The 26,898-nt window shown below is 71.0% G+C and carries 1 protein-coding gene (running past one end of the window); it reads right to left on the bottom strand.

Going from position 1 to position 26,898, the window contains the following annotated elements; all coding sequences use genetic code 11:
- A protein-coding gene (locus tag INP57_RS03865) for a WXG100-like domain-containing protein (RefSeq protein WP_200068565.1) crosses the window boundary here: on the bottom strand, positions 1-26,898 show its 5' portion. The gene continues 21,039 nt to the left of window position 1, outside the view; the window shows 26,898 of its 47,937 coding nt (coding positions 1-26,898); the start codon lies at positions 26,896-26,898; its stop codon lies beyond the left edge, outside the window.

Below are 26,898 nucleotides of genomic sequence, written 5' to 3'. Positions count from 1 at the left end.
ACGGCCGGGGTCGCCGCCCATCGTCACCGACCGGCCCGCGAACGCATCGTCGGCGGTGCCGGAAGCGCGGTGCGGGTAACCGGCCCCGACCTCGGCCGCATCCGCGGCGTGCGACAACCCGACCATGTCCACTTCGGCGGAGGTCAGGTCCTGCCCGCGTCCGAACGGGACGGCCGGACCCGGCTCGGCGGGTACGTCGGAACCCATCGCCGGCAGCCGCTGCGGGTCCAGCGGACCGTCGTCGATCAGCTGCGCGAGGTCGCTCCTGCCGGTGGGGACGGCCCGGCCGTCCGGGTGGTACTCGACCCACCCCTGCGGGTCCGGCTCGAACCGCACCGTGCCGTCCTGCTGCCGCAACGCCGAGCGAACGGCGAGCAACCTGCCGTCCGGCGTCATCGCCACCTTGGACGCCGCCAGCACGGGCTGGCCGCCGGACTCGACCATCGGCCGGAACCAGGGAGTCTCCGCCACCCCGGAAATCGCCAGCACGGTGCGGTTGTTCAACCCGACGCCGCGCTCCCTGATCACGTCGGTGAATGGGTCGCCGGGCAGGGCTTCGCCGTTCCAGAGCTCGACCTGATCGGTGCCCGGCCGCAGATCCGCCAGCACCAGGTCCGTGTCCGGGTAGCGCTGCACCGTCCGGGCCACTTGCACCGCCGCAGATACCGAGTACCGCTGCCGCGGGTAGAACAGCCCGTCGGTGCCGATGCTCAGCGTGCTCGCGCGGAAGTGTTCGTCGTTGCCGCCGGTGGGCCGCCACGGGTCCGTGCTCGCGAACAGCTCCACCACCTGCTGCTGCGCCGCGGGGCTCAGCGGAACCAGGTCCAGGAAGTCCATCAGCAGCCGCGGCTGGTCGACGTCCCCCCTGCCCAGCAGCGGCGGTTCGGTCAGCAGCTCGGCCAGTTTCGCCCGGATCGACGGGTCCTTCGCGGCCAGCAGCATCGCCGCGCTGATCTCGGCGTGCACCTGCCACACGCCCGGATCGAGGCTGGCCGCCCAGAAACGGAACTCCACGCGGTCATCAGGCGTGCCGTGCACGTGGTGGAAGTTGATGGCGTCGTGCTTGTTCCGGCTCAGCGCCGTGACATCGGCCCAGGTGCGCACCTCGGACGGATCCGGTGGCAGCGGGTTCGGTCCGGTGAAGGTCAACGACCGGTGTTCGAGCCCGCGCGGGTTGTTGCCGAGCCGGAACAGCAGCGGCTCGAAGGCCTTGCCCAGCTGGGCGAGTTGCCCGTACTCGCCGGGTGTCATCCCGCCCGCGAGGCTGACGTTGACGTGCCCGCCGCTGTTCGCGGGGTTTCCGCGCGCCTGCACGCCGATGCCCAGCAGCTTGGCGACCCAGTTCCACGCCCCGGGGTCGTCGCCGGGCCGCAGCACCGGGGAGACCACCTCGACGGTGTGCTCCTCCGAGGCCTCTTCGACCAGCACCCAGGATTCCTGCTCCAGCCGCTCGCCGACCACCTCGTCTTCGGCGTCCAGCAGCGCCGGTTCGCCGTCCTCCCGCTCGATGAAGCCCTCGCGGTGCAGGTGCTGCGCCAATGCTTCGGCACGATCGTCGAAGCCATCCGCGGGCAGCTGGTACTCCACCTCGAACCCGAGCCGCACGTCCTCCCGGCCGGTGGCGGCGCCGGGCAACCCGTCCGCGTGGAAGATGACCGCGGGCTGTCCGGCCGCGGCGCGCTGCCTGGTGTCGGCGTGCACCTTCTCGGCCCAGCTCGCGCGCGCTTGGTGCAGCAACTCCTTGGCGGAGCGGTCATAGCCGCGCAGCGCATCGACTTCGGTGCGCTCGAGGATGGCGTTGCGCGCCGTTGCCCATTGCATGATCTGCCCGCGCTGTTGCGGCAACGCATCGCCGGGCAGTGCGTTCAGGTACTGCTGGGCCCGCTGCAACGAGTCGTCGATGCGGGAAGCCAGCTGCTCCTTCTCGTCACCTCGCGGATCGAGCGAAGCGAGCGCGCGGTTCAGATCGGGTTCCCCGGTGGCGACCGAGCCTTCCGCGGAATGCTGCACCCAGCCCTGCGGGTCCTGCTCGACCCGCAGCCGGCCGTCCGGGCCGACGGTGTGCCGGACCGCCACGAAGCGACCGTCCGCGGTGAACGCCACCTGCGGTGCGGTCAGCACCGTGTCGAAGGTGTCGGTGAAACCGGGGAACCAATCGGTCCGCGCAGCGCCGGACATGGCCAGCACCACCGGCTTGCCGTGGCCGATCCCCCGGTACCGGAGGTTTCCGGCGAACAGGTTGCCGTCCAGCGTTCTGCCGTTCCAGAGGCTGATCCGCTCGGTACCCGCTGCCAGATCGGCCAGCACCAGGTCGGCGCCCGGGTGACTCTGCGCGGTCTGCGCCACCTGCACGGCCGTGGCGACCGGCCGGCCCGCGGCCGGGAAGTACAACCCGCGGTCCCCGGGCAATCCGACCGTCTGGGACCGCAAGTAGAAGTCGCTGTTGCCGTCGCCCTTCCACGGGTCGGTCGCCGCGAACAGCTCCACCGCCTGCTGCTGCGACTCCGGACTCATCGGCAGCAGGCCCAGCAACTGCGCCAGCTGCGGCAACCCCGCGGGCGAGTGGCCGAGCAGCAGCGGAGCGACCAGCAGCTGCTCGAGCTGCGCATCGATCGACGAATCCTTGGCCGCCGCGAGCATCGCCGCGCTCAACTCGGCGTGCGCCTGCCACACGCCCTTGTCGACGCTGCCGGCCCAGAACCGGAACTCCACCCGGTGCGCAGCGGAGTCCGGCCCGACGTGCTGGAAGTTCAGCGCGTCGTACTTGCCGCGGCTGAGGTTGCGCACGTCCTCGAACGAGGACACCGCCGATGGATCGGGCGGCAGCGGGTTCGGCCCCACCAGCTTGATCGGCCGCTGGTTCGCGTGGTTCGGGTAGTTGCCCAGCCGGTACAGCACCGACTCGAACGCCTTGCCCAGCCGCGCGAGCCGCAGGTATTCGGGCGGCGTCAACATTTCGGTGGAGCTCACGTTGACGTGGCCGCCCATGTTCTCGGCGTACCCGTCGGCATCCCAGACCAGGTCCATGATCTCGCCGAAGTTCGCCCAGGCCCGGGGTTCGGCACCGGGAGTCAGAACCGGCGAGACCAGCTCCACCGCATCGGGGTCCGAGGTTTCGGTGAGCATCGCCCACTTGCCCTCGCGGTGGGCTTCCTCCACCTCCGCGTCCCCGGATTCGAGCAAGGCCTGCTCGTCTTCCCAGTTCGTGAGGTCGCGCTCGGCGAGCTCGTTGCCGAGCTCGTTCACCTTCTCGTCGAAGTCCGCGCTGTCGACCTGGAACTCCACCTCGAAACCGAACTGCACGTCCGGGCGGGAGCTGACCCCGCCGGGGACACCGTCGCGGTAGAACTGCGGCGACACTTCGCCCAACTGGGCGCGGGTGTTCGCGGCCTCGCGGTGGATATGCGCGATCTGCTGGGAACGTTGCGCGGCCACCTGCTCGTGCAAGCCGTGCGCACCGTCCACCATCGTCCGCAGCCGGCTCGTGGGCGTTCTGCTGAACGTGCCGCGTTCCGCCGCCTCCTGCCAGGTGGCGACCTGCTCGCGCAGACCGGGGAAGAACTGTCCCGGCAGCACCGCCAGGTGGCGGGACAGCGCGCCGGTCAGACCCGCCAGCTGGGAAGTCAACCGGGTGCGTTCACGGGCGTCGCCGGCCAGCTGAACCCGATCGCCTTCCTGCGACCCGAGCTGCGCCGGGTCGGCCCGGTGCACCGCGCCCGGCGGGGCCTGCTGGGTACCGGTGATCAGTCCACCGCCGTTGCCGGGTTCCTCGGGCTGCGCGCTGAAGACGTTGCTCATCCCGAGGTTTTGCAGCGCCCGCTCGAAGGCGCGGTTCTCGAGCGTGTCGTGCAGCGCCGTGTCCAGCGACTGGCCGGTGTCGTCCAGGTAAGCGGACCGGACCGCGTCGTACGCCGCGGGGTCCTGGCCGAGCCGGGCCAGCTCGCCGTACAACTCGTCGCTGCCCCGCGGGCGCTGCGACATCAGGTAGGCCAGCCGCCGCGCCACCCGTTGCGGCCCCGGAATCACCGCGTCCGGGCGCATTCCCTGGTCCCTGGCGAACTGCTCGATCTGCCACAGGTGCCGCGGCAGGAACGGTCCGGCCTGGTTCATCAGGGAGTCGCCGCTGAAATGGTTGTTCCGCGCCTGGTGCCGAGCACCGGTTTCGTGGTCCCGGCCGGTGGGTTGATCCTGCCGGGTCACCGCCACCCGCAGATCCAGCGGGAGATCCCGCACATCGCTTCCCCGGCCGAAGATCGACTCGGCCACGAACCCGGGCGACAGGTGCGAGGCGACCTTGAGGCCGATGTTCCAGTCGTTCTCGCCGACCCCCCAGTCCTCGTCGAGCATCATCGCGTCACCGCGCACCTGGCGGGACAGGTGCGCCTGCGCGGGATCGTCGGTGAACTCCAGCTTCGCGAAATACCGCGCGTCGGGATGCATCCGCTCGGGGCGGAAGAAGTTCTCCGTCCCGCGCGCCGCGCGGTCGCGCAGCCCATCGACCTGTCCGATGGCGTCGGCGAGTGCCCACAGCGCTTGATCGGCCAACGCGCGCGACTGCTCGGCCTGCACTTGAGCGGCGGAAGCCTCGGTCTGCGCGTCGGCCACGTTGATCAACAAGTCGATCGAGGCGTCGCCGGCCACCATCGAGGCGAGCGCCTGGGCGTACTGCTGTTGCTGCGCGGCCCGCTGCTCGTCCGCCGCTGCTCGCTCGGCGGCCGCAGTGGCCTGGTCGCGGTACTGGGCCAGGTACGGCTCGGGGTCCAGGTGCATCCGGATCAGGTACTCCGGCAGGAAACCGGGGCCGTCCGGAGTCCGCCTGCGGCCGAGGTCGATGCCCTGCGCGGTGATCGCCTCGTCGGGCACGCCGAGCTGCCGGGCGACCTGCTCGGCGTATCCGGCCGGGTCGGCGTTGACGTCCCAGTCCAGCCGGTTCATCGGCCTGCCGTCCATCGGATCGATGGCCAGGTGCGCCTGCGCCGGATCGTCGACGAACTCCAGCCGCACCTGGAACCGATCACCGGCGGACTGCTGGTTCAGCATGCTCGCGACACCCTGCTGCGCACGCTGCTTGAGCCCGTCGAGCTGCTGCTGCTTGGCCGCCAGCTCGGCCGCCGACGAATCCGCCCACTGCCGCAGCTGGTCCGCCAGCTGCCGGGCATCGGCGGCCGCCGCGTGCGCGGCGGCCACGACTTCCGGCGCCGAGCCCGGCGGGAGCGAATTGGCATCGAACTCGTTGAACAGCGACGTCATAAACTGCGTGGTGGCCTGCGCGTCGTCCTGCGCGGCCTGCTCGCGCGCCGCCGCGAGGAACGCATCGGAACGCAGGTGCGCCTTGACCGTGAACTGCTGCGCGAACCGGCCCGGCTGCACTTCGACGCGCTGGTAGTCGTACGGCGCGGCCCGCCTGCGCCGCAGTTCGAAACCGACCTCGCGGCTGTACTCGTCGGTCAGTCCGGCCCAGTGCCCGTCCTCGTGCGCGTAGGTCTCCGGTTCGCGCTCGATCTGCCAGCTGGACTGGTCGAAGATCCCGCCGTCGGTGGCCGCGATCGACCGGTGTGCCTGCGCCGGGTCGTCGACCCACTCCATCCGGAAGTGGAACTGGTCACCGGATTGCGCCATCCGGTAGCCCTGGTTGAACCGGTCCGCGACGCCCTGCAGCGCACGCTGCTTGAGCACGTCGAGCTGCTGCTGCTTGACCGCCAGCTCGGCCGCCGACGAATCCGCCCGCTGCCGCAGCTGGTCAGCCAGCTGCCGGGCATCGACGGCCACCGCGCGCGCGGCGGCCGCGGCCGGATCTCCCGGCAGGCTGTTCTGCTCCATCCAGCTGGCCTCGATGTCGAGCAGTCCCGCCGTGACTTCCTGCGACATCGCCTGCAGATCGTCCTGCTCACTGGCAGTCCGGTACGTCTGCAGGAACTCGGTTTCGCGCGGGTGCGCCTTGAACGTGAGCTCCTGCACGAACCGGCCCGGCTGCACCTCGATGCGCCGCCAGTCGTACTCGGCGGGACCTTCGATGCTCCGGAGCCTGATGTGCGTGCCCGGGACATTCGAATTCTCGGCCCGATAGCTGCTCATCTGCGGGAGCAGCCGTTCGACGTGCACCGTGCCGTCCGGGATCGGTTGCCGCAGATGCTCCCAGGACTCGGGGTGCAGCGGATCGGACAGCGGCTCGAACCAGCGCGCCGTGCGCTGCTCGGAATACCGCCACGAGCGGTCGTCGACCGGCGCCTCCCGCTCCGGTCGCAGGTCGGCGGCGGGCTGGTCGGCGGCGGGCTGGTCCACGGGGGTCCGGCCGACATCGTCCGGCCGGGCTGCCGAAGTCGGCGAGCCGCCATCGGACGAGCCGGATTCGTCCGCGGACGGACCGGAGTCCATCGAGGTGTCGCCGTCCTCGTCCAGCGTCGAAGCAGCGGGACTCTCCGGCAGGTTCAGGAATTCGTCCGCGGCCCGCTCGCTGTCGAAGGCACTGTGCTCGGACGCGGGCCGATCGTCGAGTTCCATCGCCGCGGCGGGCCCGCGCAGGCCGAGGTCGTCCGGGCCGAGTTCGGTGAGCGCGGTCTTGCCGGTGGCTACCTGCTCGTTCGCCGAATACCGGACCCAGCCCTGCGGGTCCGGCACGAACCGCACTCGTCCGTCGCCGTCCGCGACCGCCCGGGACGCGGTGAGCTGACCAGCGCGGGGCACCACGTTCGTCGCGGCCAGCACCGGCTGGTCGAAAGCGTGCGCCAACTGCTGCACGAACCCGGTTCCGGCGGGTCTGGCCAGGGCGGCCAGCACCACCGGCCGGTCCCGTCCGATGCCCTGATCGGCGAGCATCCGGGCGAAAACATCGCCGGGCACGGTCGCGCCGTTCCAGAGCCGGACCCGGTCCCCGCCGGGTGTCAGGCCGGCCAGCACCAGATCCGCGTCCGGGTGGCTGCGCACGGTCCGCGCCACCCGAGCGGCGTCCTGCACCGAGTAGGCCTCGCCAGGGAACAGCAGCCCCCTGCCGCCCGGCAGGCCCATGCTCTGCGCGCGAGCTGCCGGGTCGTTCCCGCCGTCGTCCAGCCACGGGTCGGTCGTGGCGAACAGCCGGACGAGCTGTTCCTGCGCGTGCGGGCTCAACGGCAGCAGTTCCAGCAGGTTCAGCAGCTGCGGCAAATCGGCAGGGCCGCCGCGCAGCAGCAGCGGTTCGGCCAGCAGCTCGTCCAGCCGCGCGTGGATGGAGCGGTCCTTGGCCGCCGCCAGCAGTGCCGCGCTCAACTCCGCCTGCGCCTGCCGCACGCCCGGATCCAGGCTCGCCGACAACTGGCGGAACTCGACTCGATCGTTGCCGGAGCCCGTGACGTGCCGGAAGTCCAGCGCATCATGCGGGCCCCGGTTCAGTCCGCGGACGTCGCCGGGCGAAGCCACCGCAGCGGGGTCCGGCGGCAACGGGTTCGGGCCCACCGCATTGAGCCCGCGTGCGGCACCGCCGGACTGATTGCCCAGCTGGAACAGCACCGGCTCGAACGCCTTGGCCAGCTGCGCCAGCCGGGTGTGTTCGGGCGGCGTCAGCGGCGGGCGCGAGAAGCCTTCCCGCGCGCTCGCAGGGATGTTCTCGACATGCCCGCCGGCGGCCTGAATCTCGTCGACCGCCCTGGTGAAACCGGACCACGCACGAGCGTCGTGACCCGGCCGCAACGGCGGCGGCACCAACCGCACCGCACCGGAACCATCGGCGACCATCGCCCACTCGCCCCGCGCATTCGCCTCCCGAACCGCGGAAGCCACCGCCGGATCAGCCGCATCCGGCAACCCACGACCCGGCGACCACGAACCCAGCACACCGGCATCCGCCAACCGCTGCCCCAGCCCATCCAGCCGAGCAGCGAAACCCTCCTGCGGCAGCCGGAAAACCACCGGCAGGTCGACGGCGGGCGTGACCGGCTGGGTGAAGCCGACCCCGACGCTGCCGGGGACGTTCTCGGTGTGTCCGCCCGCGGCCTGGACCTCGTGGAGCACCCCGGCGAAATCCGACCACGCACGAGCGTCGTGACCCGGCCGCAACGGCGGCGGCACCAACCGCACCGCACCGGAACCATCGGCGACCATCGCCCACTCGCCCCGCGCATTCGCCTCCCGAACCGCGGAAGCCACCGCCGGATCAGCCGCATCCGGCAACCCACGACCCGGCGACCACGAACCCAGCACACCGGCATCCGCCAACCGCTGCCCCAGCCCATCCAGCCGAGCAGCGAAACCCTCCTGCGGCAGCCGGAAAACCACCGGCAGGTCGAGCGCCGCGGCACGGCGCGAGCTGACCCCGCCGGGCAGCCCGTGCCGGTAGAAGCCCGGGGACGCCGCACCGGAGTGGTTCCGCTCCTGCTGCGCCTGGCGGAAGATCTCACCGACCTGCGCGCTGCGTTCCGCGCGCACCTCGCGCAGCACGCGCTGCGCCCTGCGTTCGAACTTGCGCAGCTCGTCGAGACTCAGCCGGTCGAACATGCCGGGCTGCACCTGGGCAGGCCACGCGGAGACCTGCGCGCGCACCCGCGGAAGCGCGGACGGGGGCAGCACGGCAAGGTTCCGGCGCACCTGGCCGATCAGCGTGCCGATGCCGGAGGCGAACCGCGCGCGGTCCGACTGCGAGATGAGCGGGACGGAGGGCGCGTGCGAAGCCTCGCCAGTGTTGGCAGCCGTGCCGGGGTTCGCAGCCGTGCCCGGGTTCGCAGCCGTGCCCGGGCGGGAGCTCGCGCCGTAATCGGCGGTGGAACCCCGCTGGCCCGCCGATTCCCCGCTCACGCGCTCCAGCAGGCCACGGGTCTCTCGCACCATCGCGCGGAGCGCGTCCACCGGGAGGTTGTTGAACACCCCGGGGTTCGCGGCGTCCGGCCAGGACGCGACCTGCTCGCGCACCTCGGGGAACAGCTGCGCGGGCAACGTCGACAGCCGCCGCTGCACCGCACCGGCCAAGCCGGACATCTCGCCGGCCAGCGACGCCCGCTCGTCGGTGTTGCCGGGCAGCCGGACCCGGTGTCCTTCCTGCGAGCCGAGTTCCGCCGGATCCGCACGGTGAACCACACCATCACCCAGCCGGGAAACCCCCGCATCGCCATGGAGCTTGACACCACCGCGCTCGAACAGCTCCGGACGACCGACCGAGACCCGCTGCTCACCGACATGCGCAGACAACAAATCCCGCAACCCCTGCGACACAGCCGAATTCACCGCATCACCCAGATTGCAGCTCAACCACAACAACGGCCGCTGCTGCGACCACCCCCCACCAAGACGACCAGCACTCAACAACAAACCGGCCATCTGCTCATGATCAAGCGAATGCAACTGCCCCGACTTGGCGCGCACCACGAACCGGCCATCGGCGAAATGCGCCGCCGCCGCGTAAGGCTTCGCGCCTTCGGGGACGCCGTAAAGCTCCGCCGCCCGCGAAGCCGCACCGTGCTCGAAAGCACCACGCATCGCCGCAGCCTCATCGGCACTGTGCGGGAACCCGAAACCGACCTCTTCACCATCCGGACCGTCCCGCAGCCCGACGATGTCCACCTGGTCAGCCGTCAAACTCCGCCCACGACCCAACGGAACAATCGACTCCGGCCCGTCGGCGGAATTCGGCCCCATCTCCACCGACCGGTTCGGCTGCACCGCGAAAAAGTTGTCGTCGGAGTCGCTGTCCGAGTCGACCGAGTCACGGCGTGCCGCCTGCTCACCACCCGAACCCCGGATCGGCATCGCGAAGAAGCCGCCGTCGGAATCGCTGTCGGAGTCCTCGTTCCGACCCTCGTTCTGGTCGGCGAACGAATCGTACGGGTCCGGATCTTCCGGTGCCTCCGGACGGCTTTCCGGGGACTCGACCGGCATGTCGCGCGCCGCGTCGACCTTCGCCTGCCAGTTCTGATCGAGCGGTTTCACCGCCAGGTCGACGGTCGTCCGCCCGGATTCCGGCAGGACCACCACATCGGGGCGGAGCGGACCCGGCGCGTGCTGCGCGAGACGTTCGCGGAGTTCGGACGCGACCTGCTGCGCGGCCGCCTCGTCACCGCGGACCTCGACGGACGGCCCCGGCCCGGATTCGTGCTCCAGCCCCAGCGCCCCGGCAACCGCCGCCATCCAGTCCACTTCGGACCGGACGCCGGCGGGCAGCTCGCCCGCACCGGGGCCGAAGTCCAGGCTCGTCGCAGGCGTGCGCACCGCTGCCGGTTTCACCGTCTCCGCCAGCATGTCCCGGTGCCCGGCGGGGGCCACCACGAACAGGTCGCGCGCTGCCTCGGGAAGAGGCGTGTCGTGGAACTCGCCGTCCGCCCAATAGCGGTCGGTGATCGAGCGGACCATGCCGGCCAGCTCCGGACGGTTCGCGATGAACCGGAGCGCGGCGGTGCACACCGCGTCCGGATCGGCGTGCCGCGCGAGAGCCGGGCCCACAGCGGTGCGGTGCAGGTCCCCCTCGCGATTGTGCAGATCGCGCACCAGCGTCTGGACGACCTTGCGGGTCAGGTCGGCGGACCCGGCAGGATCGCGGATCGGCGCCGGTTTACCGACCTGATCGCTGCTCGGCCCCTGCTGCTCGGCCGGGTCGCTCAGCCAGGATCCGGCGGAGTCGGGGTGCACCGCGGGCACCGTCGGAAGATCGGTCGCCTCCCGGTAGCCCAGCGCGGCCGCCACGTCGTTCAGCAGATCCGGCCCGCGCTGCATCACCGAGTACCGGCGGGATCGCATCTTGGGGGCGTCGAAGACCTCGTTGGGCAGGTCCATCGCCTCGCCGAACCGTCCCCGCTGGGTCGCGGCGAATTTCCGCTCCATGTGCTCCAGCAGGTAATCCGCCACCGGATGGTGACGGGGCATCGCGAACGCCGAATTGCCGATCAGCTTCTTGCTGGTCGTCAGCAGCGCCCAGGCTTCCGGCGTGCGGGCGACCGCCTGTGCCAGGTCCGGGTCGCGCACCGTGTTGTCCCCGTCGGTGTAAGTGCCGCCGAACGCGCGGAGAATCTCCAGGCGGGCGATGTCGCTGGCACCGGCCCATCCGCGGCCGGACAGCTGCGCGGATTGGCTGTTGAAGCGGGCGGCCAGCCGCATCGGGGAATCCGCGTGGAACATCTCGTGGATGTTGACCAGGCGCACGTTGTTGCGCTGCGCCCAATCGGACATCTGCCGCACCGCGGCATGCGGATCCGGGGAACCGTCGGTGGGCGCGGGGTTTTCCCGTGCGGCTTGGAAATCCGCGCGCGGGACGTCGGTCCACAGCACCGAAGTGCCGCCGGTGTACTTCGACGCGGCATCCCCGAAGTTGTGCCACACCGGCGCCGTACCACCGGAGGGCACGACCGGGCCGCCCAGCCAGACCGTGTGCAGCAGCGCGGGCATCTCCAGGTCGGCAGGGAGCCGCTCGACCTCGCCTGGTGCCCAGTCCGAGCGAGTCTGCTCCGGCCGGTGCACCGGCAACACCTGCTCCGGCGTGGACGTCAGGTCCGCACGGCTCAAGGAGGCGGGGGCGTCGTGGGTGAGGTCGGCCGCCTCCAGCAGCGACCCGAGTTCCGCGGTCGTCAGCCCGATGTGGTCCACATCGGACAGCCATTCCGGGCGGGGGGCCGGGCTCAGCAGGCCGAAGTAATCCTCGCCCAACAGCGGCGCGGGCTCCGTCCGGTTCGGCCGCACGGAATCCTCGACGTCCCGCAGCATCCGGTCCGCCGCTTCGCTGACGTCCTGCGCACTGCGGGAGGACCACGCCGGCTCGGGGCCGCCCATTACGACCCGCTGGACGGGCTCCTGCGCACTTTCCGCACTCATGGCGCGCTCGTCGACTGCGGCGAGCGCGCGGCCCAACTCGACTTCTCCGGTGGCCCTCGAACCGTCGTCGTAGTGTTCGACCCAGCCGTCCGGATCGAACCCGATCCGCATCCTGCCGTCCGCGCCGACGTCGGACCGGACCGGCATGAGCCGGCCGTCCCGGGTGAGCGCCACGTTCGACGCGCTCAGCACCGGGTAGTCGAATTTCTCGACGAACTTCTCGAACCACTCCGCGCCGGGTGCGCGGGACATCGCCAGCACCAACGGCTTGGTCGTGCCGGCCCCTCGGCGCGCGAGGAGTGCTCCGAATTCGTCGCCGCTCAAGGAGTCATTGTTCCAGAGCGCGATCTCTTCGGAGCCCGGCACCAGTTCGGCCATCACCACATCGGCGTTCGGGTAGTGCTGCACGACCCGCGCCGTTTGCATCGCCGAGGCCACCGACTGCCCGTGCGCGGGGAACAGCAGCCCACCGTCGCCCGGCAAGCCGACCGTCTGCGACCGCTCCTGGAAGTCGTTTATCGCGGACTCGGTCCACGGCTTGGTCGAGTTGAACAGCTGGACCGCCTGCTCCTGCGAGTGCGGGTTCATCGGCAGCAGCTCCAGGAACTGCGCCAGCTCCGAAACCCCGGCGGGTGCCTTGCCCAGCAGCATCGGCTCGGCCAGCAGCGCCTCCAGGCGCGTGTCGATGGACGGGTCCTTCGCCGCCGCCAGCATCGCCGCACTCAGCTCGGCATGGGCCTGCCACACGCCCGGGTCCACGCTGCCCGCCCAGAACCGGAACTCCACCCGGTGACTGCCGGGGTCACCTTCGACGTGCTGGAAGTTCAACGCGTCGTACTTGCCGCGGCTGAACCGGCGCACATCGTCGAACGACGACACCGCGGACGGGTCCGGCGGCAACGGATTCGGGCCCACCTGGTGGAGGGAACGCTGCTTACCGCCGCGCTGGTAATTGCCCAAGCGGTACATCATGGATTCGAACGCCTTGCCCAGCCGCGCCAGCCGCAGGTACTCGTGCGGCGTCAGCGATTCGGTGAAGCTCACGTTGACGTGACCGCCCATGTTGCCCGCGTCGCCGTCGAGGTACCGGACCGCGTGCAAGATCTCTTCGAAGCTCGGCCAGGTCGCGGGGTCCTGGCCGGGGCGGATGATCGGCGAGACGAGCTCAACGGCGCCGGCCTCCGGCCGCTCCCGGACCATTGCCCATTTGCCCTGCTCGCGCGCTTGCTCGACCACCGGGTCGTCGGGTTCCGGCAACTTCTGCCCGTCGACCCAGTACAGGTGGCCGCGGCCGGCGAGCGCGTTGCCCAGCGCGTTCACCTTCGCGTCCAAGTTGGACAGCTGGAATTCGACCTCGAAACCGAGCTGCGCATCCGGCCGGGAGCTCGCCCCGCCGGGCACACCACCCCGATGGAAGTCCGGCAGCAGTTCGCCGGACGATTCGCGGTCCTCGTCCACCTGCCGGTTCAGCTGCTCGATCCGGCGGAAGCGTTCCGTGCGAATCTGTTCGGCCATCCTCCGCCCGGTTTCCAGCATCGTGCGGAGGCCCTCGATGGACATGCTGTCCAACATTCCGCGGCGGAGCGAGTCCGGCCACGTAGTCATTCCTGCGCGCGCCTGCCGGAACTGGTCAGCGGGCAACGCCGTCAGATTCCGGTCCACCGCAGCGACCAAGTTCGAAATTTCGGACTTCAGCCGGGCGCGTTCACCGGCATCGCCTGTCAGCTGGGTCCGGCTGCCCTCCTGCGGACCGAGTTGCGCCGGGTCGGCCCGATGCACCTCGCCCACGCCCAACCGGGAAACACCGGAATCGCCGAGCAACCCGACGCCGCCCTCGCTGGTCAACTCCGGCCGGCCCACCGGCGCCCGCTGCTCCCCCACGGAACCAGCCAGCAAATCCCGCAAACCGGTCGACACAACCGCATTCACCGGATCACCCAGATTGCAGCTAAACCACAGCAACGGCCGCTGCTGCGACCACACCCCACCAGCACGACCAGCACTCAGCAACAACCCGACCATCTGCTCATGATCGAGCGAGTGCAACTGCCCCGACTTCGCACGCACCACAAACCGGCCATCCGCAAAATGCGGCGCCGCCACATTAGGCTTCACACCCTTCGGGATGCCGTACAACTCCGCCGCCCGCGAAAGCGCACCACGCTCAAAAGCACCACGCATCGCCGCAGCCTCATCAGCACTGTGCGGAAACCCGAAACCGACCTCTTCACCATCCGGACCGTCCCGCAGCCCGACAACATCCACCTGCTCAGCCGTCAAACTCCGCCCACGACCCAACGGAACAATCGACTCCGGCGGAGTCGCACCGGAGTCCGGGACCGGGGCACCTGGGTTCTCGATGCGGGTGAGCGCGCCGGCCTCACCGCCGCGCTGGTACAGCGCGGCTTCGTCGAGGCGGAGCACGTTGGCGGCGTGCCGCGGCAAGTCGACGGGCCGCGGCCTGCCGTTCTCCTCGCGGACGAAGGTGGCGGCTTCGATCAGCGGGCCGGAAGCCGGGTGCTCGGCCAGGTGCGTGATCGCCGCGTTCCAGATCAGCGCCGGGTCGGGATGGCTGCGCACCAGGTCGTCGACCGAGGTCAGCAGCAGCTCCCCCGGGCGGTCGCGCAGACCGTCCTCCAGCATCCGGACCACGCGTCCGGTCAGCCGCTCGGTCGCCGCGCGGTCCCAAGCGGGCGGTGCCGTGATGTCCGGAGTAGTCGCGCCGTCCCGGCCGGCCCCGGTGTCACGGATCGGTCGGCTCAGCGCGTCGCGGTCGCCGAGCGTCCGCGCGGCCTCGTCCACGGCGCGCTGCTCCGACTGCCGCAGCGCGTCCAGCAACGCGCGGTAAGGAGGGACCGTTGCGCCCATCTCGACGCGCTGGGGGCTAGCGGGCCGGTGGGTCGGGTCCGGCGTCAGCGAATCCGGCGCGGCCTGCTCACCGCGCACCGTCCCGTCGTCGGCGCCCAACTCGTCGAGCCAGCTGGAGAGGCTGCCGTCCCCGGCGATCCGCGGGATCGGCGGCAGCAACCCGGGTGCCTGGTAATCCGGATCGTGCGGCCGTCCCGAACCGTCCGAAGTGGACCGTTCGGTGTCGCCAGGAACCTGATCGTCCCGCGGGCTCCGCGGATCGGGCAGTTCGTCCGCGCCGCGGGCGGGCTGATCACCGGGGCCGAGGTCGGACAGCTCGAATCCGCTCTCTTCCGGGATGTCCGGCAGCGGTTCGGGACGGGGGCGCCCGCCGCCGAGCAAGCCCCGCCAGCCGGACAGCGGGGAGTCGCCGCGGTTGCCCCGGCGGGCCGGCTGCCCCGGCTCGTGCTGCCGGTGCTCGTCGTGGCGGGCCGGCCGGTCGTCGCGCTGCGGCGGCGATTCGCCCCGCAGGCGCGCCCGCCGCGCCTGCTCCCGCGCCTGCGCGTCGCGGGCCTGCTCCGCGACGGTGAGCCGATCCCAATCCCGCTTGGTCTTCCAGAATTCCGAGCGTGCCGCGGACTCCTGCCGCTCCGCTTCGGCCACGCCGTCCCGCCCGGCGGAGTCGTCGGCGGCCCGGTCCGGCTGCGCGGAGTCGCCGTCCCGCTGCCCGCCGTCCTGCTGCTGGGCCTCCTGTCGCTGGGCCTCCTCCCTGGCCGCAACGAGCTGCTGCGTGGCTTCCCGGTAGGTCTTGCCCTTCTCCTTGAGGTCCTTGGTGGCCTGCGCCAGCTCCGGCGACAAGGTGTGGCCGGTGTGCTCGGTGGCCACGTCGTCGTACATCCGGTTGACGTAGGCGTCCCGGAACGCGACGTCCCGAGCACCGGTGGACAAGCCGCGCCACCGGTCGACCATGGACCCGACCAGCGGCATCCCGCTCGGGTTCTCCCTGGCGACCACGCGGAACTCGACGTTGTTCAGCAGCGCCCGGGTCAGGGTCTCCTCGTTGTGGATGACCGAATCCGCGGTGGGCTGGCGCTCCGCTTCGTAGGAATGCAGTTCGCCGCTCTGGGTCAGCTTGGCGGGGTCCCGCGAGGACAGCGCCATCAGGTCGCGGGCGAAGTAGCCGGAGTGCTGCCCGAATGCGTGGCGGTCGCTCGCGTGGCGCTCACCGCCCATGCCCCACGGTTCGGTTTGGCGCACCTCGCTGGTGTGTCCGGTTTCCAGTTCGGAACTACGCTCGATCTTCGGCTTGATCTTGTTGAGCAGCTCCACCGCGTCGCTGGTGCTGCCGAACTTCGGCGCGTCCGGGAAACGGACGCGCACCTCCAGCGTCCGGCCCAGCCCGTGCAGCGGAACGTTGAATCCGCCCACCGGCAGTCCGGCCAGCAGCTGCGCGAGGGTGATCGACGACGTCAAGGTTCGGCTGAGCTCTTCGCTGCCGCGTACTCCGGTGTCGCCCAGCGCGCCGCGGGCGGCGTCGATCACTTCCTGGACATCGCCGAAGAAGTGCTCGCCCCACTGGGTGTCCGGCACGGGCTGCGGATGCCCCTGCTCCTGCCAGTCCGCCAGCGCTTCCGGCGTGTGTTCCGCCTCCGGGACACGGCCGCGGCGGGTGACCTGGCCGTACCGGCTGTCCGGCGCAGGCAGCGATTCCTCGAGCAGCTTGGTCACCGCGACCGGCCGGTCCACGGCGACCGCGTCGGTGAAGCTCTCCTCGTTGCGCCCCACTCGCAGCTTCAGCCGCAGGTCCCCGCCGTACTCGGCGACCGGGCCGATGGTTTCGGCGGAGTGCTCGAGGCCGGTCTCCTCGGTCTCGGTACCCGTCCGCTTGCGGAAGCCCCATCGGCTCTGCAGCTGCCCCCCTGTACCTGCCGCGCCGTAGCTGGGGTGGTGCTCCGGCCCGGTGCGGATCTCGCTGCCGCGGCCGCCGAGGCGGGCGCCGAGCATGGTGCTCAACATGGTCCGGGCGCGGCTCGCCTTCTTTTCCACGCTCGGTGTGGCGAGGTTGGTGACCTTCAGCTTGTTGGCGTGCACGAGCTTGCCGTCGCCGCGCGGGGTGAACTCCGCTTCCAGCGCGAAGTGGTAGGTGTTGCCGCGGAATCGGCGTTCGTAGCGCAGCTCGGTGCGCTCGCCGCCGTTCATGGTCTGCTTGGCGGCGTCGTTGACGTCGCTGAGCAGCGTGTTCAGCAAGTCCTGGTTCTGGTGCCAGTTGCCGGCGGAATCCTGCGGCAGCAGGGCTTGCGCGACCTCCGCGCCGTAGCGCTCGGCCAGGCTGGTCCGCACCTGGCCGAGCTGGTCGCGCAGGTCGACCGGGTCGATGATCCCGCCGAGGCCGAACGACGGCCGGACGGCGCGCTGCGGGTCCAGCGCGGGCGGCACCGGCAGCGGCGGTTCGGCCGGTCCGTCCTGTTCGGCGTGCCGCGGGGGTTCGGACGGGCCCGCTTCCGCGGGCTCGTCGGGCCGCACCGGCGCGTCCGGAGCGGCCGTGCCGTCCTGTTCCGGCAGACCGGGCCGCAACTCGTCGAGCTGGTCCTTGGTCAGCCACATCAGCTGGGTTCCGGGCAGTTCGGCGATGTTGCCGCGCCGCCTGACCCCGGAGCGGTCCGGGAACCAGTTGAACGGGTCCAGATTCCCCCGGTACCTGCCCTCGGCGACCATGCCCGCGTGCACCTTGACCCGCGCCAGGTACACCGGCTGCGCCGGATTCTCGATCCGCGTGCGATGGCCGCTTTCCACACCGCGCGTGGTCTCCGCGCCCCGTGACGTGCTGTACGGCGAGGTGTTGACCACGCCGATCCCCTGGCCCTGCGCGAGGTGCCCGTCGTGCTGCGAACCGCCCAGGTAGCCCAGGAACACCGAACCCACGAAGCCGGCGCTGGTGACGTTCCAGCCCCGGGCGTGGCCCACCTTGTTCCTGGCGGTGAGCTCGCGGGACATCAGCTCGTACTCGCTGCGGGTCACCGGCGCGGAGTCGTCCAGCACCGGTTTGAGCGTGGTGGCCATCGAGACGTGCAGGTTGGCGCGCGTCCGCTGGTAGGACAGCTCCGCGGTCCGGGGCCTGCTGAACCGCTGCGGGTCGGCCTCGATCCGCCGTGGGTTGATCATCGCTTGCACCGGGCGGACGATCTCCGGGACCGGGAAGCGCACGATCGGATCGTCGTTGGTGACCCGCTTCAGCAGGTCCTGGGCCATCTTCCCGAGCACTTCGCCGCCCTGGAAGCCGACCAGCCGGGCGTAGTCCAGCTTGCGGGTGGCGCCGGCGGGCAGCTCGCTCAGCGGCGGCGGATCGCCGAGCTGCTGGATGACCGGTTCCGGGGAGTCCGCGTCGGCGCGTTGCGACCCGCCGGTCCGGTCGCCCAACTGCTCGGGTTGCCCTGCGTGCTCGGACTGGGGACTCTCCTCGGTGCCGCGGGCGGCTTGCTCGGAGTGCGGGACGTCGCCGGCATCGCCGAGCCGGCCGCGGGAGACGAGGCTTTCCGGGACCACGAACCGGGCATCGACGGTGCTGGTGATCGGCGCGGCCGGATTCGCCAGTTTGCGGTGCCGCCCGTGCTGCTCCGGCGGCAGGTCGAGCGGGAGGCCCGCGGTCAGCGCCTGGAACTTGGGCACGTCCCTGCCGGGGCGCTGCGGCAGAACGCGGCGCAACCCCTCGCTCGGGCGCACGTACGACAGCACCTCGGCCTTCAGGTGGAAATCGGCGCGGAACTCCCGCAGCGGCTGCGGATCGACCTTGCCGTTCGCCTGCAGGCTCCCGGCGGCCCGCTTGCCTTCGGCGACGGTCTGCTTGCTGGACTCGTAATCCTGCCGATGACTGCGGGTGAAATCGGTGCGGTAGCCGCCGAAGAGCACGTTCAGGCCGCCGCCCAGCGCGGAGTAGAACCGCGTCTGAAAGCCACCGATCGCGCTCCACGAAGTGGACCGGCTGGTTTTCGCCCCGATCTTCTCGGTCGTCTTCTGGATCGTGTGGACCCGGCCCTGAGCACCGGTCTTGCTGCTGCCGTTCGCGGGGGTGTCGGCGGTGTTCGCCGCGCCGTCGGTGTTCGCCTCGCCGTCGGTGTCCGCGGTGTCGTCGGTCCTGCTGCCGTTGTCCGCGACCGGGTCGCCGTTCGCGTCGTCCCGCGCACCTACCAGGAGCGGATCGCCGTCCCGGACGTTGTCGAAATCCATCGACAACCGGATCATCGACACGTAGTCGTGCGCGAACTCCTTCGCGTACACCGGCAAGTAGAGCCCCTCACCCAGCAGGAGCGGCGCGACTTGCTGGAACACCTGCTCATCGGCGAGCACACCGGCCAGGTCCTGCTCCCGCTTGAGCGCCTCGGAGATCCTCGCGGACAGCCCCTTCGCGAAGTCCGGGTCGTCGAACCGCCCCACGAACATGTTGCTGTCCAACCACTTCCCGCGCAGCGGCACGTCCCGCAGCAGGTCAGCGAGCCGGTCGTACAGTTCCCGCCCGACCGGGAACTCCGCGAAGTCGCCGACGAAGGCGTGTCCGTTCTCGACGGACTCCGGCAGGAAGTGCGTGCGGTCGGCACCGGAGCGGAACTCGCCCGGCTGGTTCCGGGCCGCCAGCGGTGTGCCGTCGAACAGCCCCGCTTCCCGGCCGCTGGGCAGATCCCCCAGCATGTCGGCGACGAACAGACCGTCCAAGGTGAACGGACGGCCGCCCAGCTCGCGCACCTGCATCTCGAAGGCGAGCTGCAGGCCGACGGCGTCGCCGGTCTTCTCCAAGGTGTTCGCGACCTCGGTCGAACCGCTGACCTCCTGCGCGCGGTTCGTGCCGCGGTTGAAACCGACGTTCGGCCCGGCCATGGCGCGGTGCCCGAGCACTTCGCCGCCGGGACCGACCACGACGTTGACCCCGCCGCCGCGGCCGGCACTGCGGGTCTCCGCGCGGCCGGAGTTGCTGATCCCGGCGTTGCGGTTGCGCAGGTCGGGCTGCTCGTCGGCCAACTTGATCCACTTGGCGACGGCGCGCATCTCCACCCGGGTGCCGGGCTGGGTGCGGAACTTCGACAGTCCCCGCCCGCGGTAGATCTCGTCGTCGATCCGGGTCCACCCGTCCTGCGGGTGCGCACCGTCGAACACCGCCATCTTCGGCAGCAGGGCCGCGATGTTGCTGCCGTGCAGGAAGTTCGCCAGCACCGGGCGGCCGTGCGCGCCGACATCGGTCTCCTGCGAGTACTTCCGGTCCAGCCGCGCCTTGACCTGCTCGAAGAACGATCCGCGGGACGGCTTGATGTGGATCGTGGCGCCGGTCACGTTGCTGTCGCGGATCGCCCGCCGCCCAGCGTCGCCGAGCTGCCCGAGCCGGTGCACGCCCGCGGCACCGAGGTTCTCCAGCCGTCCGGCGTCGAGCGGCGACGCGTAGCCGTCGCTGCGCGCGTACTCGGCCGCAAGCAGGTTCCCGAGCCACCTCCCGCTGTCGAGCCCGATCGGCACTCGCAGCGCCACGTTGCCCACATCGGTGCTCGTGAACGGCCGGAACCGCTGCGTCGCGGGGTCCACATCGGGCATGACCCCGCTCGGGATGACGCGCTCGCCGTGCTTGCCGCGCAACGTGAAGTCGAACCGCATCGGCACTTCCACGTCCTGCAGGTTCTTCAGGTCGAACCTGTTGCTGGCGCCGAACTTGGCGGTGTGCTTCGACGTGGCGCCTTCCGAGTACGTGAACGGCACGGTCGGGTTCACGTACAGGTACAGGCCGGGGATCGCGGTGTAGGCCAGCTGCGGGCTGAACGTCCCGTCCCGCGAGAGGTCGTTGCGGTCGACCAGCGTGATGTCGCTGGTGTTGTTGACCGGAATCGTCCTCGCCCGCAGATCGGCATCCAGCACCGTCTTCATCGGGCGCATCCGGTCCCACAGCGGCGTGGCTCTGACGCCCAGCTCGTAGTACTCGCCGCCCTTGCGCACGATGAAGGTGTCGCCCTCGCCGACCAGCGACTGCGGCTCGTTGTCGATCTGCTTCTGCGCGAGGTGGACGTCCTCCCACTTGCCCGCTTTCCCGGGCAGCAGCTTGTTCAGCGAGGCCACCACGTCCGGGCCGGTGAACGGCAGGTCGCGGGTGTTCTCCCCGGACAGCTCGGGCCTGCGGGTCGCGCCGATCGGGGTGAGCGGGCCGAGCGATTGGCCGTCGCGGATGTACTCCGGCAGCGCTTCGCGGATCTCGTCCGCGGACATCGGGGTTTCCGGCTTGTCGCTGGTTTCCTGCCGGTCGCCGCTGTTGTCCTGCCGGTCGCCGTCGCGGCCCGCACCATCGTCGCCGTTGCGTTCCGGCGACCGTTCGGCGTCTTGCGGGCGGTTCTGGCCGGACTGCGCCGCATCGACGTCCGGGCGCCCGGTGCGGTGCGGCCCGCCGTCGGACGTCAGCGAGTCGGGGTCGGCTTGGTAGCGCTGCACGAGTTCCTGCGCGCGACCGTGCTCCTGCTGCGCCATCCGGTAGGCGATGGCCTGCCACAGCGAGGTCGGCACCGTATCCGGCCGCGCCCGCGCGTCGCTGAGCAGCGCGCCGGTGGCGTCCAGCGCGCTGCGCGCGGCGGCCGGGGAGAGCTTGCCGTAGCCCCGCTCCGCGGCACCGCGGACGTCCTCGTCCAGCGTGGTCTGCCGGGTGAACGAGGTCCCCGTGGCTGCGCCTTCGACCGGTCGCTGCGCGGACTGCGCCCCGCCCATCACTCCGGAAACGCCTTCGTACGGCCCGGAACCGGCCCGGTTCCGGCCACCCGCCGGCACTTCGAGCGCCGAGCCGTCCGCGCCATCGCGGGGCGGCCGGGCGGTAGGCGGCTGCCCGGCGCTGTCCAGCAGGTGCGCGAACGGTGGCGGCGGCGGGTCGTGCCGCGGCGGGTTGCCGCTGCGCCAGCCCCGCCCCTCCTGACTGTCCGGAGTGGACGGACGAGTCTCGTCCAGGCTCTGCAGCGTGGCGGGATCGCCCAACTCCAGCTGCCACTGCGCGCGGTGGTATCCCTCGTCACCGAGATCGAGCCGCAGCATCGCGTCCAGCGGCTCGCCGGTGCCGTCCAGGAACGCGGTACGCAGCTGTTGCACCGCCGCCGGATCGCCGCCCGCCTTGCCCAGCTCGGTCAGCACCGCTTCTTCGCTGACCTGATCGCGGGAGAGCAGCTGTTCGAGCCGCTGCGCCGACACGGTGGCGTCCGGCTTGCCGTTCGCGGCGTCCTCGGCGCGCCATTGCGCGCGGCTGAGCGCGTCGTCACCGAAGTGCAGCTGCAGCATCGCGTCCAGCGGCTCGCCGGTGCCGTCCAGGAACGCGGTACGCAGCTGTTGCACCGCCGCCGGATCGCCGCCCGCCTTGCCCAGCTCGGTCAACACCGCGTCCGAATCCACCTGCTCGCGGGAGAGCAGGTGGTCCACCCGCCTGGCCAGCCGCTCGGCACCCGGTATCGCCATGTCCGGCCGCAATCCCTGGCTGTGCGCGACGTCCTGGATCCGCCACAGGTGCCGCGGCAGGAAGGATTTGGGATTGGTGCCCATCAACCCGTCGTCGGGGACGTGCATGTTCTGCGCTCGATGCGGCCGGCCGGTGGCGGTGTCCCGCGGCATGGGGGGATCAGCCCGGTTCAGCACCCGCCGCTCGTCCGCGCCGTCCGGGCGCGGCACCTTGCCGTCGACCGCGCCGTTCTCCATCTGCCCGAGGAATCCGTCGTCCAGCCCCAGGGTCCGGCCGACCTTGCGGGCGATGCGGGTCCCGTCCTCGTCGATGCCCCACGAGGAGCGGTCGCCGGTCGAGTCCGGTTCGATGGTGATCCCGATGCTGTCCGAGATCGGCTGACCGTTGTCCAGCTCGAGTTTGACGAAGTAGCCCGCCGACGGATCGTTGCTGTTGTTCATCCGGTCCGGCCGGTAGAACTTCTCGACCCCGTCCACCGCACGGGCGCGCAGCTGCTCGACCTTGTGCTGCTCGTCCACGAGCCGCTGCCGCGCTTGCGCCGCCTCTTCCTGCTTGCGCTGCGCCTGCTGCTGCGCGGCGGCTGCCCTGTCGTGCGCGTCGATCACCTGGCGCGGGGCGTCGCCGGACCCGGCATCCGGTCGCGGACCGAGGAATTCGGCGTACTGGCGGTCCTGCTCGGCCACCTCCGTCAGCTCCGCGGCGTCGCGTTCGGCCGCGGCCACTTCGTCGCGGTACGGCGCCAAGTGCGCGTCGCCGTTCACGTGCAGGTTGACGGTGTATTCCGGCCACACCTGGCCGTCCGCGGTGCGCCTGCTGCCGACCCGGAACGGCGGGGCCTCGGCGTACTCGTCGGGTATGCCGAGGCGGTGCAGGAGCTCGTGCACGAAGACGTCTCCGGCCTCGTGCATGTTCCAGAGGCTCATGTGCGAGCGGGTGGCCGGGTCGCTGCTCAGCTCGATCGGTGCATGCCCCTGCGCCGGATCGTCGAAGAACTCCACCCGGAAGTGGAACTGATCACCGGAGCCCGGCATCCGATAGCCCCGGTTGACCAGCGCATCCATCCGCAGCCAGGTCTGCTGCTTCATGTCGTCGATCAACTGCTGCCGGTGCATTACTTCGGCGTGCGCCGCACGAGCCGTCTTCCACTGCTCGGCGGCCTCGTTCCGGCGGGTTTCGAGGCGGGCCTGCGCACGCTCGATCCGAGCGGTGTCGGCCGACTCCGCACGGAGCCGGTCGAGGACCTCTTCGGTCCGGGTCACCCGGTTGTCCGCGTGCTGCGCGCGGAGCAATTCCAGGTCGTCGGTCAGCTCCAACAGCTTCAGCTGCTGCTCGGTCTCCAACCCCGCCTTGAACGTGAACTCCTGCACGAAACGACCGGGCCGGACCTCGATCCGGCGCCAGTCGTAGCGGAGTTGTCCCAGAAGGTAGCTGCCGTTCATCGTGGCCAGCCGCCAAGTGGTCCGCACCGTGGCGTCCGGCAGAGCGCCCCGCAGGTGCTCCCACTCGTCCGGGCGCAGCGGATCCGGCTGCGGATCGAACCACGGCGCCGACCTGGCCATCGAACGCCGCCACGCCGGGTCTTCGGCCGGCCGGTTCGGGTCGTGCGCGCCGTCGTCCGTGCGCGCGTTGCCCTCCGCGTCCGGCGAGCCCGGGCCGGGCTCGCGCGGCGAGTCGCCGACCGGCCCGGTAGCCCCCTCCGGCACGGGGCCGCGGGTGAACGCGGTACCGGTGGAGCTTCCCCAAGCGCTGACGACCGGCCGCTGCGCGGCCACACCGCCGTGCACCAGGGACCGGTTGCGCCCGATCACGTCGCCCGAGGGAATCCGCAGGCGGTTCGCGGTGGAGGCATCGCCGGCATGGCGTGAAAGCTCCGCGGGCGGCACGAAATGCTCGAAACCGCCCGCGAGGTACGCGAACAACGGCGGCGGGTCGTGCCGCGGCGGGTCCGCGGGCCGCTGCTGGGTGGTGCCGTCGTGTTCGGGCTGCGTGGTCTCGCCCGCGGCGCGGGAATCGGGCGGAACCAGATTCGGGCCCTGCTCGTCGTCCGCGGCATCGCGCCGAGCGGTGTCGGCCGCGGGGCCGCGGGAAGAAGTCGCCGGATTCGAAGCGTCCGATGTGGACGCAGGGCCGGAGCTGGTCTGCCGCGGCTGGTTCGCCGCGGGCGCGTCGGCCGATCCGCCGGTGCGCGGGCCCGGAACCGTGGTGTCCGGCCGGGACGACGCTGCCCGCGGGTCCTGCTGCGCGGTGCGGCCCTGGTCGACACCCGGATCGGGAGTACCGCCGCGGGCGGACTGCCCTGCGGGCGGCTGGCCCGGATTCTGCGGCGACTGGTGGAACTGACCCGGCACGGAGCCGGTCGGCGCCGGTTCACCGTTCTCCAGCGGTTCGCCGCCCGGAACCGGCTCGCCCCGGTCGTCGGTGCGGCCGTACTGGTCCGCGGGCCGCTCCCCGTCCGGGACCGCACCATCCGATGTGGACTCATCGGTTCGTGCCGGTGCCTCCGGCTCGCTGCGCTGAACATCGGAGCTCTCGGGACGTTCCGCCAGCGGCGGCGCACCGTCCAATATGGCCTCTTCGTCCCGCGCTGGAACATCAGGCTGTTCGGGGCGATCGCCGGACTCCGGTGTCGGCGCGTCCTCCCCGGCCGAGTGAAGGGTGCCCTGCTCACCCGTCGGGTTATCGGCGTCCGGCTGCGCGTCGGCACGGCCGGGCGCAGCGGCATCGTCCGGGCGTGCTTGCTCGTTCGCGGTCGCGGTTCCCTCGGCGGTTTCGGTGCTCTGCGGTCGCTCGCCGGAGTGGTCCGGCTGCCGTCCGTTCGCGGTGTCGCCCTCCGGCCGGCCGGACTGCGCCTGCTGGGTCGTACCGGGCTGGGTCGCACCGGGCTGGGTCGCACCGGGCTGGGTCGCACCGGGCTGCTGACCGGACGGTGCGGGCGAACCGGACTGCGTGGCAGGCCCGGACTGGGTGGCAGAACCCGGCTGGACCGACTGGCCGGATGGCCCCGGGCCCGTCGACGAGGTGCTCGGCGGAACGGCACTCGGCGCAGCGGGACCGGCAGCACTCGCTGGCGGCACGCCGCCAACAGCTGCGCCGCCCCTCCCGGGTGCGTGCGCGCCCGGGCCGGCAGCCGCACCCGAAGCGCCGCCCTGACCCGGCGCGGCGCCACCGTGCGCTGCACCGGGAGCAACGCCCCCGGCTTGCTGACTCGGCTCGTGCGCGCCCGAAGGCGGCGGAGCATCAGCGGACGAAATCGTCTCGCCCTGACCGGACGAGACGGTGCTGTCCTCGGTGTTCGCGCCACCGAGGAAATCGCTCACCGAGCGCGAAGGCGAGCCGCTCGGCTCGGTGCTGCCACCGGGATCGCCGTCGGCGGTGCCTGCCCCGTCCGAGGACGTCGTCACCGGCGCGTCCCCGGGCGAACTCACCGCGCCGTCGTCAGGCCCCTGCAAAACCGTCGAAGCACGATCCGCATCCCCGTTCAGCGTCTCGGCGTCCGAGGAGAAGTCCGAACCACCGTCCAGCGTCGAGCCGCTGAGGTCGCTCGAGGTCGTGCTGAGCGCATCGCCGGAGGATGCCACCTCCGGGATCTTCAACTTCCCGTCCTGCGTCACCGCATTCGTCGCATCCAGCGCGGCCTGCGCACTCGCGTCCGCACGCGACGACGCCTCCCCCGAGGCCCCGCCCGTTCGGCCGCCCGCGCCACCTCGCGCGAAGGCACCGAACATGCCGTCCGCAGCACCACCGTGATGATCGTCGGTGGCCAGGTACACCAGCGGGTTGCTCGCGGGCACCGACAGCATCTGCAGCGAGGCATCCGCCATCCCGCCCAGCTTGCGCATCCCGGGGGGCCAGTCCGCCCCTTCCTGCTTCTTCGCGAAATTCGTGCCGTGCTGGGAGTTGAAGTCGTCGATCTTCTTGTTGAACTCGCGGACGCTCTTCGCGTTCGGCCGCTCCGGCACCTTCGCGAAATTCGTGCCGTGCTGAGAGTTGAAGCTGTCGATCTTCTTGTTGAACTCGCGCGGCCCCTGGCTCAGCTTCGCCTCGGCCCGCACCGCCACCGACCGCGCCGCACCAGCAGCCGCACCTGCGGCACCACCACCGATCGCACCGCCGATCGCGGAACCCTTGATGGACTCCTTGTTGATCTTGTCCCGGGTTCCCTTGTTCTTCTGATCGAGCTGAATACCACCGTCCATCCCGGCCATGAACGCCGTACCGAAAGCCGCACCGCCCGCGGCGTACTTCGCCGTCGTCCACGCGCGCTTGCCGATTTCCTTGGCCACGCCCTGCGTGCTCGCACCTCGCAGCGCGGTGGGGATCTTGCTGACCACCGATGCCGTGCGCGACGCGATCTGCTTGATCAGCTGCTGCAATCCGACTTGCATCACGCCGCGGGCAGTAGCGATGACGGCACCCGCCAGCGGCGCCAGGATCAGGGTCGACAGCAGATACGCGACCTCCGCCGCGACCATGATCGTCATGGCGATGAACATGATCCGCGTCTTCTCGATGTCCGCCGCGGCATCCTTGGCCTGGCTGCCCAGATCGCGCGCCGACTGCTCCTGCCCACGCAGGGCCTCCGGCGACGTGGTGCCCAGCTTGTCGACCACTTGCTTGGCGAACTCGCCGTCCAAGACGTCGTCGATCTCCCCCGACAACGAATCCAACCGGTCCGCCGTGTCCCGGCACGTATCGGCGTACTGGATCAGCGCCTGGCTGATGTTCCGAAGGCCGAACTCATTGCCCTCCGGCAGCTCCATGCCGATCGTGCCCTTGAGGAAGTCCTGCAAGCCGTCCGGCAAGTCGTTGGTTTCGTCATAACCACTCAC

Origin of the sequence: Saccharopolyspora galaxeae, assembly GCF_016526145.1 — a bacterium.
In the GTDB taxonomy this organism is placed as follows: Bacteria; Actinomycetota; Actinomycetes; order Mycobacteriales; family Pseudonocardiaceae; genus Saccharopolyspora_C; species Saccharopolyspora_C galaxeae.
Note: the sequence above shows the minus strand (reverse complement) of the source record. Positions and strands in the feature narration are given on the sequence as shown.